Origin of the sequence: Bradyrhizobium sp. AUGA SZCCT0431 (assembly GCF_018131065.1) — a bacterium.
Classification (GTDB): Bacteria; Pseudomonadota; Alphaproteobacteria; order Rhizobiales; family Xanthobacteraceae; genus Bradyrhizobium.
Window position 1 is genome coordinate 40953 of record NZ_JAFCLR010000056.1, and the last position, 10574, is coordinate 51526.

Here is a 10574-nt window from a genome sequence, read left to right on the forward strand (position 1 = left end):
TCGCTCGAAACCGCTCTGGTTACTCGGCGGGGACCGAGGCCTCGCGCAGCCGGATCGAATAGTTCGATGCGCTCTGCTGACCGCCGGAGGCTGCACGCGCGAACAAGATCAGATGATGCGCGATCATCGCCGAACCGATCAGGCCCTCGATGTCGCCCTGCCGCAGCCGCCGCAGCGCGAATTTCCAGAACGCTTTCCGGTAGTCGCCGAGCACCCCGACTTTCCAGAAGATATTGCGCAGCATGATCAGGCCGCGCCTGATATTGGCCCAGCTGCGCATCTCCGGGCTGACAGGCCTCTTGATACGGTTGGCGTAGGTGTATTCGCACTGGTACTGATAGCGGGCGAACAGCCGCGCGGGTTCATAGGCAAATTCCATGCATTTGCGCCATGAACTGACCACCTGGTCATAGGGCAGCAGGAAATCGACATTGGAGTCGCGGCTTTCGTCTTCCTCAAGCAGCCGGCCTTCCTTTTGCAGGCGATCCCACAACGGCGTCTTCGGCAGCGCCTGCAGCAGGTTGATCGTCAGCAGCGGAATCCGGGATTCATCAACAAAGGCCAGCAACGCGTCGGCGGTCTCGGGCTTGTCGGTATCGAGACCCATGATGATGCCGGAGACGACCTCCATGCCATAGGAATTGATGGTGTGGATGCCTTCCAGGATCGGGACCATCATGTTGTGGTCCTTGTGCATCGCCTTCAGCGCGTCGGGATCGGGAGTCTCGATGCCGCAGAACACGGTGACGAAGAAAGCCTCCTGCATCAGCTGGAGAATCTCCGGCCGCTTGGCGATGTTCAGCGTCGCCTCGCACGCGAGCCGCGTGATGTAGCCGGTTCGCTTCTGCCATTCGACAAGATGCGGCAACAGGTCAAGCGCTGCCTTGCGGTTACCGATGAAATTGTCATCGACGAAATACACCGTGTCGGTCATTCCGCATTCGCGCAGCCTGTCGAGTTCGGCGATGATCTGCTGCGGTGATTTCAGGCGCGGATTGCGCCCATAGAGGCCGGGGATGTCGCAGAATTCGCACTGATAGGGACAGCCGCTCGAATACTGGATGCTGCCGAGGAGATATTTTCTGGTCTCGGCGAGTTCATAGGCCGGGATCGGAAATTCCGTCATCGCGAGGCGATCGGCGGTCTTCAGCACCACCTGCTCATCGGGCCGCGACGGGTCGCGCGCCAACCGCGCGATCAGATCATTGGTCGCGTCGCCGAGTTCGCCGACATGGAGATAATCGAACGAGGGATAGTAATCCGGGCAGGCGCTGACCGACGGCCCGCCGATCGCGACCGCAAGGTCGAACGCATGGGCACGGCGGCAGATGTCGTTCATCTGCTGGCGCTGGATGTGCATGCCGCTGACGAATACCGCTTCCGCCCACTCGAAATCTTCCCTCGTGGCGGGGCGGAGGTTTTCGTCGACGAAGCGGACCGGCCAGTTGGCCGGCAAATAGGCCGCGATCAGCAGCAACCCCTGCGGAGGCATGAAAGCCTGGACGCCGTCGGTCAGAGGGTAGGCGTACTCGAACGTGCCAAAAGAAGACGTGTATCGCGGGAAGACACACAGGATGCGCCGTGCCGTCTCAATGCCTTCAGCTCTCATCAAACTTCCTCAGCCAAAGCCCTATCGCAAATTTAAGCACGTCATTGAAGGGTGGGCCAGAAATTCTTCAAGATTGTGGCGGCCTCTTATAACCCGCTGGCGGCCCGATGGTTGCGTGACAGATTAGTCACCGGGCGCGCCCGGACGGTTCAAGCGATCAGCCGTGACGCAAATTCGGGTAGCAGGCCCGCGTCGCCCGCAAGGCGGAAATCGGCCCCGGCAAGCCCGCTGCGCAGCAACCAGTCGTCGAATTCGGGCGCCCGCTTCAGTCCGAACAGGTCCCGGACATAGAGCGCGTCGTGGAATGAGGTGGACTGATAGTTCAGCATCACGTCATCCGCGCCCGGCACCCCCATGATGAAGGTAACGCCGGCGGCCGCCAGCAGCGTCAGCAGATTGTCCATGTCGTCCTGGTCGGCCTCGGCATGGTTGGTGTAGCAGACGTCGACGCCAAGCGGCAGGCCGAGCAGCTTGCCGCAGAAATGGTCCTCCAGCCCGGCGCGGATGATCTCCTTGCCGTCATACAGGTATTCCGGGCCGATAAAGCCGACCACGCTGTTGACCAGCAAGGGATCGAAGGCGCGGGCCACGGCATAGGCCCGCGCTTCCAGGGTCTGCTGATCGACATTGTGATGGGCGCCCGCCGACAGCGCCGAGCCCTGGCCGGTCTCGAAATACATCACATTGTCGCCGACGGTGCCGCGGCGTAGCGATAACCCGGCCTGCTGCGCTTCCCGCAACAGCGCCAGATCGACGCCAAAGCTGCGGTTGGCGGCCTCGGTCCCCGCAATCGACTGGAATACGAGATCGACGGGCGCGCCCTGCCCGATCAGCCCGAGCGTGGTGGTGACATGGGTGAGCACGCAGCCCTGGGTCGGGATCTGCAGCCGCGCGATGACGCCGTCGAGCAGGCGCACGAGTTCGCCGATCACGGCAGGATCGTCGCTCGCCGGGTTGATGCCGATACAGGCATCGCCCGATCCGAGCAGGATGCCGTCGAGGATCGAGGCGGTAATGCCCTTGGCGTCGTCAAAGGGATGGTTGGGCTGCAGGCGGACGCTCATCCGGCCCTTCAGGCCGATGGTGTTGCGAAACGCCGTCGTGACGGCGCATTTTTTCGCAACCAGGATGAGATCCTGGTTGCGCATCAATTTGGACACGGCGGCGGCCATCTCCGGCGTGATCCCGCGCGATATCTGCTTCAGCACCGCGGAGGTCGCAGCGTCCGAGAGCAGCCAGTCGCGAAACCCGCCCACCGTCAGCGACGAGATGGCGGCAAAGCCTGCCGCATCGTGGCTGTCGACAATCAGCCGGGTGACCTCGTCGTCCTCGTAAGGCACTACCGTCTCGCTCAGGAACTGCTTGAGCGGGACATTCGCGAGCGCCATCCGCGCCGCAATCATCTGCTGGGCGCTGTCGGCTGCGACGCCGGCCAGGCGATCGCCGGAACGCGGCGGCGTCGCCTTGGCAAGCAGGTCGCGCAAATCGTCGAAGACGTAAGAGGTGGCATCAATGGCTTGGCGATAGACCATGCTGATTTCCAGGCCCCTGCTCTCGCTCCACTGTCGTGGCCGCCGACTAGTTCAGTGTAGCGTAATAGCGGCCGAAAAAGCTAATCTCATAAGCGATCGCGGCGAACACAAACAGCTTATGGAATCTCGGATTGCGCGTTATCGCGGCCACCGCGCACAGCAACACGAATACGCCGATCCGCGGGAGATATTCAGGTCCGAGGAAACGTAGATGCTGCTCGCCCTTTATCAAGGTATCGACCACATCGAGCGCTTCCGTCAGGGCAATAAAGCCAAAGAACCAGCGGCGGCGGTCGAGAAAATAGTCCTGATAGCCCTGATAATCATCGAGATCCTGAGGGGAAAAGCAGCGCGCTCAGGAAATAGTACATCGACGCGTACACGCAAACGAAGGCATACAGGCCAAACGTCCATTGCTGCACGAAGCTCAGCCGAAACTCCCACCACCAGAACGTGACCACGTTCAGGAGCGCCCAGGCGACCCAGCCCAGATGAACCGACCAGATCGGGGTGCGGCCGGGATGCTGGATCAATGTCGCGACGCCGCTGATCAAGCGGGTGACGCTGAGCCCGAGAATGATGGCGACCAGCACGCGAACGTGAAGATAGAGATCGACATTGCCCGTCAGGGCAGCAGTTTGAGCCATAAGCCCCCGTCCTCACTCACAAGCGAACCACATGGTGCAGCAGCGTCCCGCGCACAGGATGGTCCCAGACGATGGCATCAGGGTTTGCGCGTTCGCCCGCCCGGGCAAGACGAGCCGGACTCCGTTCCGTCGCTGCGCTCGCTGTCTAGCTTGATTCGCGCCACTGGTGCATGCGGCTCACCTTGCGTGAGAACTCATCTGCTCGCTTGAGGCAGGTAGGCGCGCCCTCACCCGATGAGATTCTAGGCAGCCCGAACGGTGGCGAGAAATTTGACCACTTCGGTCTTCAGGCGCTTGTTTTCGTTGGCGAGCATTTGCGCCGATGCAAGCACCTGCGAAGACGCCGTACCGGTATCGCCGGCGCTGCGATTGACGTCGGCGATGCTGGTTGCGACCTGCGTGGAGCCGATGGCGGCCTGCTGCACGTTGCGGGCGATTTCCTGGGTGGCGGCGCCCTGTTCCTCGATCGCAGCGGCGATCGCCGCGGCAATTTCGGAAACCCGTCCGATCGTGCCGCTGATCTCCTTGATCGCGACCACCGAATCCTGGGTTGCCGCCTGCATGCCGGCAATCTGCGTCGCGATTTCGCTGGTGGCCTTGGCGGTCTGCGCCGCCAGCGCCTTGACCTCCTGCGCCACCACCGCAAAGCCGCGGCCGGCCTCGCCGGCGCGCGCGGCCTCGATGGTGGCGTTCAGCGCCAGCAGGTTGGTCTGTTCCGCGATCGTGGTGATCAACTGGGTGACGTCGCCAATGCGGTTTGCCGCGAGCGACAATTCGGCGATCCGCGCGTCGGTCTTCTGCGCCTGATCGACCGCCTCGTTGGCGATCCGGTTGGAATCCGCCACCTGGCGCCCGATTTCGTTGATGGAGCCGGCCATTTCCTCGGTCGCGGAAGCGACCGATTGCACGTTGCTGGACGTCTCTTCCGAAGCCGTCGCGACGACCGTGCTGAGCTGCTGGGTCGCCGCGCTGCTCTCGTTCAGGACAACGGCGGAGCTTTCCAGTTCGCTCGACGCCGAGCTGACGTTCTCGATGATATTGCCGACCGCGGTTTCAAAGCTTTCCGCCAGATTGTGCAGTTCGGCACGGCGGGTGGTTTGTTGCGCGCGATGCTCTTCCTCGCGCCCGGCGGTCTCACGTTCGGCCTTGGCGACGGCCTGCACCTTGAATTCCTGGACCGCGTGCGCCATCTGGCCGACTTCGTCGCGGCGAGCGAGACCCGGCAGCTTGACTTCGAAATTGCCGGCCGCGAGTTCGCGCATCGCCCGCGACATCGCCACCACCGGGCGGGAAATGCTCCGGCCGACCAGGAACGAAACGACGATGCCTGCGAACGCCACCACCAACAGCACCACCATCAGCGTCAACTGCTGCTGCTCGAGGTTCAGCCCCGCACGGGCAATCTCCCGATCCTTGCTCTCGCTGCTGCGCGTGATCAGATCGTCGGTGAGCTTCTCGATATCGGCGAAATTCCGCTCCGCGCCCTTGATGAACATCAGCGCCGATCCGGTATCGCCGTCGGCCATCTCGATCGCGTTCTTCGATTGCTTGAGATAGCCGGCAACGGCGGTTTTCAGCTTTTCAAGGCCATCCGATTTGACCCCGCCCTGGGCGCTTTCGACCGCCTTCAGGGCTTCAGCGATCTTCGCGGCGGCATCGGAAGCCTCCTTGACGATGGCCGCAACTTTCTTGGCATCCGTTTCGTTGGCCGCGGTCGCCGCCAGGCGATACAGCTTGGCATGCGCCATCCAGGTTGTGGTGGTGAGGTCGTTCGCAAGCTCGGATTGCCGCATCGGGCCCGACACAAGCGCGTCGACAGCGGTCTGGTTCGATCGCAACGCCTGCAAGGCATAGGCGCCGACCCCGACCAGAACCAGGATCAGGAACGTCGGCGCGAGCTGTACTTTCCAGGACAGCCCGATATTTTTGATCCAGCCGAGCATATCAACCCTTCGATGCGCCGATCCTGGGCGCCACTGGTTGTCAGGGTGTCAGAGCTTGTAGATGCCGGCGCATACTGCGGTGTTGTCCAGCTTCTCGCAGTACATCTGCTTCGGCTCGACCTTCTTGCTCACCGGGTTGACGAATTTGTAGTCCTGCCAGAACGAGGGCTGCTTGGCGGCCAATTCGACGCGCTCCTTGACATAGAGCTTGCCGTCCACGTCCTGCGCATCGCTCATGTCCTTGCCGACGAATTTCGGGTTCGAGCCGTGAGCCAGCACCTTGCCATCGAGCTGATAGACGACGACGTACAAGTCGCGATCGATGAACTTGGCGTCCTTGTTGGTAAATTCGGGATAGGCCTTGTCGGGGCTCTGCTCCTTGATGAAGGCGACCGCCTTTTTGACCATCGCGACGGCGTCATCCTTGCTTGCACCATCGGCGGCCATGGCGGCGCCGGCGGAAACGAGCGTGGCAACAAGTGCTGAAATCAACGGCTTCATGAAGCGAGTATTCACCTTAACTATCTCCCCGATTAGTTGGTTCGGCAGGCGGTCCACAACCGCGGCCCTTGAACGCTCGCAGAAAAGAGCAAACCAACGGTTAAATTGCCTATCCGTAGGGCAACTGGCCTCAAACGCGGCCCTTCCGGTGCCGCTGGCCTGCCAAAGGCGGCCAGCCCGCCGCGGCGGAGTGCCCGGGTTCCACGCCAGGGAACATTTCAATCATATGATTTTCTTATGGATTTCTTCCGGGAGTTGCAGCCAGCCAAACCTCGTGGGTTAAGAAATTCTCCATGAAAATTTGACATAATTTGTCGACGGCCGACGGTGCTCACCGGCCCCATTTGGAGTGCCGCGATGACCCAATCCATAAAATCCCCTGGCTCTTTCCCTGGTAGATCCATGCTGTCCCGCCTTTCGCTTGCAGCCAAGCTGTACTCAATCTTCGCGTTGTTCGCGGTCCTCGTCGCCGCCATCACGGCTCTCTCCGACTACAACACCCGACAGAACACCGCCCTCACCGAAGCCGTCGCGACGGCAAGCCGGGCAGCGCTGAACGTCGAACGGGTCAATTCGCTGGTCTATGCGGTGGTGATGGAATCCCGCGGTGTCTACATGTCGACGGAGCCCGCCGTCGTGAAGCGGTACGGCGACGGGCTGCTCAAATTCAACGAAAGCATTCTCGAAGTCGTCAGGAACTGGCAGGCGCTGGTACAGGCCGACGATGCCGAGCAATTCGCCACCTTCAAGAAGCGCATCGAACAATTCATCGACTTCCGCAAGGAACTGGTTCGGCGCGGCGTCGAAATCGGCGCCGCCGCTGGCCGCGAATGGGGCGACAATGACGCCAACCGCCAGGTGCGCTCGGCCCTGAACAAGGATCTCGAAGCGCTTTCCAAGGTCTACGCCGAGCGCAGCAAGAAGCTGGCGCAGCAGGCCGACGCCAACCATACGCTGGCCTTTGTCCTGACCGGTCTCGGCGTGCTGGCGATCGTCGTGGTCGTGATCGGCGTGCTGATCATTGCCCGCTCGGTCGCGCGTCCGCTGTCCGTCATCACCGACACCATCAAGCGCGTCGCCGAGGGCGCCGAAGGCGTCGAGGTGCCGCACGCCAATCGCGGCGACGAGATCGGTGCGCTGGCGCGCGCCATCAAGATTTTCCAGGAAGCGATGGATCGCAACCGCAACCTGAACTCGCAGGTGGTGGAGGATTCCAAGGCCCGCGAACAACGCACCCGGCAGATCGAAGCCTCGGTGGACGCGTTCCGCGAAGCGATCGGCGGCGTATTGCGCGCCGTCACCGACAACGCGACGTCGATGCGCGGCACCGCCGAGACCATCGCCAGCGTGGCGTCGGATGCCAGCGGACGCGCGGTTGCGGCGTCAGGCGCCACCGAGCAGGCTTCCAGCAACGTTTCCGCGGTCGCCAGCGCCGCCGAAGAACTGTCCGCTTCCGTCGAGGAGATCGGCCGCCAGGTCCGCCAGTCCGCCAGCGCGGTCGAACAGGCCGGTCTGCGCACGGAAAAATCCGTCACCGAGATCGAAGGGCTTGCCGCCGCAACGCAACGCATCGACGGCGTGCTCAACCTGATCCAGGCGATCGCCGAGCAGACCAATCTGCTGGCGCTGAACGCAACGATCGAGGCCGCGCGCGCCGGTGACGCCGGCCGCGGCTTCGCCGTCGTCGCCCATGAGGTCAAGGCGTTGGCCGAGCAGACCGCCAAGGCGACCGCCGAGATCGGCCAGAATGTCGGCCTGATCCAGACCTCGACCAGGAACTCGGTCGATGCCGTCCGCGAAATCGGCAACGCGGTGCGCGAGATCAACGATGTGACGTCAGCGATTGCCGGCGCCATCGAGCAGCAGGATTTGGCGACCCGCGAAATCTCGCAGAACGCGCAACTGGCGGCGCAAGGCAACGGCACGCTGGTGGTCAATATCGGCTCGCTCAGCGACGCCATGGGCAAGACCAGCACGGCCGCGGCGTCCGTCCTTACCGCCTCCAGCGACCTGACGGCGACCGCAGAAACGCTGTCCCGCGAGGTCGAAACATTCTTCCGCAACCTGCGCGCCGACCCGGTCGAGGATTTCAGGCGCACCGGCACCTAGTCTAGTGCGGATGAAGTTATTCTGAAGCGATATCGGATTCCCAAATCGGCGGATATCTGATCCGCCGGGCCGGCAACGCCAAGGGGTATCAACCTCTCAACCATCCTTTTCGCGTGTGCGCATTAACCATTTGTTAACCATAATCTTGCGATTGTCCCGGCACGGCCCCAGCGCATTGGAGGAGAACAACCATGGCCCGGGAGAGCAGAGGCACCAACAGGCAGCCACACGCAATCCGTCGCCCTCACATCTACAGCCTCGTTGTACCGCGGACGGAGGACCAGGGTGATTCGGACTTCAGCCTCGAACTCGAAGAGGTCCCATCAGCCCCGTCAGCCGCGGCCCTACCGAAAGACGCCGATTCTCCAGACCATCTTCAAGCGCTTGAGCTGATCAGTGGCGCCGCCCAGGCCATGCAGATGGTGGAAAGTCACTCGCACAAAATCCAGGCCAAGGCGTTCGAACTGTTGCAGCATTCACGTTCGAAGCGAATTGAGGCTTCACAACAGATTGCCAGCCTCCAGGAAAGATTGATTGCAAGTGAGGCGAACGTAGAACAACTCACCAAACGACTGGCCGAAGCCGAAGCGCGCGCGAATACAGCCGAGCACTGGCTGCGTCGCTTCCACGACGCCATCAACACGGCCTTCGCAGACAAGCGCGCTTGCCAGCCCGACAAGGTCTCCTCAGCTGCCTAGAGCATGATCGGTTCCGATAGAATCAGAACCGAAGCTCCAGTTTCTTGTCTTGACGCGTTTTCTACCGCAGATAAGTCTACGCAATCTGCGTAAACTTGATTGCTATGCATAAGGCGACATCGCAACCAGCTCAGGGGACGGCAGGCGCGAGTTGGAGGCCTTTAAACGTCTGAGCCGTCCCACTGTACCAACTCTACCGTGATGCCCTCGGGACCCTCGAAGAGCCGCAGCTTTCGGCTGATGTAGTCCATCTCGTCACTCAGCACGGTTACGCCGTTGGCCACGAGGTGCGCGGTGGCCGCCTCAATGTCGTCGACCCGGAACGCGAGGTGATTGAAGCCCAGTTTTCGCAGATTCGTCGGGTGCGCACCCGGATCGGTCCCCGGGGGCGGGTCGAACTCCAGCAGCTGGATCTCGAAATGAGGATCCGCTCCTTCGAGTGCGAGGGTGATGTGCTGCGCTTTCATGCCCGGCATGCCCATGTACCGGGCGGGAAGGCCACCGTCGATCGTCGCGACGTGCCCCTTCTTGAAGCCAAGCAGCGCGAAGAACCCGATCGCCCGGTCGGCGTCTGCCACTGCGATCGTGATATGATCCGGATTGAGTATCATCTGATCACTCCCTGTCATCAACGCCGCGCACTCGGCCCGCCGGCTTACTTCCGCCGGGCGAGTTGCCGGCAACTGCCGCTCCCGCCCGTTGCAAGGCTACCAGCTCGCTCCGTCGCACGGTAGGCGGGCTGGCCGCGCGGCGAAGTCTCCTTCGGGGAGCAAGCTGGTCCGCTCATGCCGACCCAAATCGGACATGCGCGACGCCGATTATCTGATCGCGCTATTCGTCCCGTGATCCCTTCAACGACCATACGGCCATGCGATGGCATGTTATGTCTTGAGCCGGAGTTCTGGGAGGCGACATGAAACGGCGAGATTTCATGGCTCTTACGGCCGGCGCAGCGGCATTGGTGCCGCTTGCCGCGCTCGCGCAGCAGGCCGAGCGCGTGCGGCACATCGGCGTGCTCATGGGCACGGCCGCGGATGATCCGGAATCCCAGACCCGCATTGCGGCGTTCGCGCAGGGGCTCGCACAATTGGGCTGGACCGACGGTCGCAACGTGCGGATCGACATTCGCTGGGCCACGACCAATGCCGACGACATTCGCAGACACGCGGAGGCCTACAGGCAGGCCGGCATCTACACAGGGCGCATTCTGAAGGGAGAGAAACCGGCCAACCTGCCGGTCCAGCAAGTCACAAAGGTGGAGTTGATCATCAACCTCAAGACCGCCAAGGCGCTCGGCATCAGCCTGCCGCTTGCGCTACTCGGCCGCGCCGATGAGATCATCGAGTAAGGGCATCAAGGTCCGCGCCTGGCGCCTTTGAGACATGCCCGCCTATTCTGAGAATGTCCGTTCACCGGGGTAGACCGGAGGTCGCCGTGGTCCGGGCAAACCGACGCGAATGACCCAACTGAGACATTAGTTCGCCGCCAGAACTGACATCGGCCCCTTCAAGTATGTTAGTCTGAGCCAGTACGAT

Annotated in this window: 10 protein-coding genes; 3 read left to right on the plus strand and 7 right to left on the minus strand. The window is 62.1% G+C overall.

Going from position 1 to position 10574, the window contains the following annotated elements; all coding sequences use genetic code 11:
• Positions 1 to 19 precede the first annotated feature (19 nt).
• The 6 genes from JQ567_RS34650 to JQ567_RS34670 form a co-directional block, all read right to left on the minus strand.
• Complete coding sequence (locus JQ567_RS34650) at positions 20 to 1609, minus strand: B12-binding domain-containing radical SAM protein (RefSeq protein ID WP_212442977.1); 1590 nt, start codon at positions 1607 to 1609, stop codon at positions 20 to 22.
• A gap of 149 nt (positions 1610 to 1758) precedes the next feature.
• On the minus strand, positions 1759 to 3141 hold the full coding sequence (locus JQ567_RS34655) for an ethanolamine ammonia-lyase subunit EutB (protein WP_212442978.1): 1383 nt from the start codon (positions 3139 to 3141) through the stop codon (positions 1759 to 1761).
• 46 nt (positions 3142 to 3187) lie between these two features.
• Positions 3188 to 3385 (minus strand): hypothetical protein, encoded by a 198-nt coding sequence (locus JQ567_RS38470; RefSeq protein ID WP_249165916.1) that lies wholly within the window; start codon positions 3383 to 3385, stop codon positions 3188 to 3190.
• Positions 3386 to 3464: 79 nt separating this feature from the next.
• The gene (locus JQ567_RS38475) at positions 3465 to 3788 is read right to left on the minus strand and encodes a hypothetical protein (protein ID WP_249165917.1); all 324 of its coding nucleotides are present in this window, start codon (positions 3786 to 3788) and stop codon (positions 3465 to 3467) included.
• 242 nt (positions 3789 to 4030) lie between these two features.
• The gene (locus JQ567_RS34665; protein WP_212442979.1) at positions 4031 to 5731 is read right to left on the minus strand and encodes a methyl-accepting chemotaxis protein; all 1701 of its coding nucleotides are present in this window, start codon (positions 5729 to 5731) and stop codon (positions 4031 to 4033) included.
• Between the two features lie 48 nt (positions 5732 to 5779).
• Positions 5780 to 6232, minus strand: a complete 453-nt coding sequence (locus JQ567_RS34670) for a cache domain-containing protein (protein ID WP_212442986.1) — start codon at positions 6230 to 6232, stop codon at positions 5780 to 5782.
• Positions 6233 to 6634: 402 nt separating this feature from the next.
• On the opposite strand from JQ567_RS34670, the gene JQ567_RS34675 reads away from it, so the two are divergent.
• Together JQ567_RS34675 and JQ567_RS34680 are read left to right on the plus strand one after the other, a co-directional pair.
• On the plus strand, positions 6635 to 8341 hold the full coding sequence (locus JQ567_RS34675; RefSeq protein ID WP_212442980.1) for a methyl-accepting chemotaxis protein: 1707 nt from the start codon (positions 6635 to 6637) through the stop codon (positions 8339 to 8341).
• A gap of 191 nt (positions 8342 to 8532) precedes the next feature.
• A complete protein-coding gene (locus JQ567_RS34680) occupies positions 8533 to 9039 on the plus strand; it encodes a hypothetical protein (RefSeq protein ID WP_212442981.1) in 507 nt (168 codons plus the stop codon).
• 161 nt (positions 9040 to 9200) lie between these two features.
• Here the strand turns inward: JQ567_RS34680 and JQ567_RS34685 are convergent, their stop codons facing one another.
• Positions 9201 to 9650 carry a VOC family protein gene (locus tag JQ567_RS34685; RefSeq protein ID WP_212442982.1) on the minus strand — a complete coding sequence of 150 codons (450 nt, stop codon included), beginning with the start codon at positions 9648 to 9650 and terminating at the stop codon, positions 9201 to 9203.
• A 302-nt stretch (positions 9651 to 9952) separates the two neighbouring features.
• Here JQ567_RS34685 and JQ567_RS39140 point away from each other — a divergent pair, with 302 nt between their 5' ends.
• Positions 9953 to 10387, plus strand: coding sequence for an ABC transporter substrate binding protein (locus JQ567_RS39140; protein ID WP_212442983.1), 435 nt, complete (start codon positions 9953 to 9955; stop codon positions 10385 to 10387).
• The last annotated feature ends 187 nt before the right edge of the window (positions 10388 to 10574 follow it).

Coding starts and splice junctions, on each gene's coding strand:
- JQ567_RS34650 (WP_212442977.1), bottom strand. CDS start 1,609: ATGAGAGCTGAAGGCATTGAGACGGCACGGCGCATCCTGTGTGTCTTC.
- JQ567_RS34655 (WP_212442978.1), bottom strand. CDS start 3,141: ATGGTCTATCGCCAAGCCATTGATGCCACCTCTTACGTCTTCGACGAT.
- JQ567_RS38475 (WP_249165917.1), bottom strand. CDS start 3,788: ATGGCTCAAACTGCTGCCCTGACGGGCAATGTCGATCTCTATCTTCAC.
- JQ567_RS34665 (WP_212442979.1), bottom strand. CDS start 5,731: ATGCTCGGCTGGATCAAAAATATCGGGCTGTCCTGGAAAGTACAGCTC.
- JQ567_RS34670 (WP_212442986.1), bottom strand. CDS start 6,232: ATGAAGCCGTTGATTTCAGCACTTGTTGCCACGCTCGTTTCCGCCGGC.
- JQ567_RS34675 (WP_212442980.1), top strand. CDS start 6,635: ATGCTGTCCCGCCTTTCGCTTGCAGCCAAGCTGTACTCAATCTTCGCG.
- JQ567_RS34680 (WP_212442981.1), top strand. CDS start 8,533: ATGGCCCGGGAGAGCAGAGGCACCAACAGGCAGCCACACGCAATCCGT.
- JQ567_RS34685 (WP_212442982.1), bottom strand. CDS start 9,650: ATGATACTCAATCCGGATCATATCACGATCGCAGTGGCAGACGCCGAC.
- JQ567_RS39140 (WP_212442983.1), top strand. CDS start 9,953: ATGAAACGGCGAGATTTCATGGCTCTTACGGCCGGCGCAGCGGCATTG.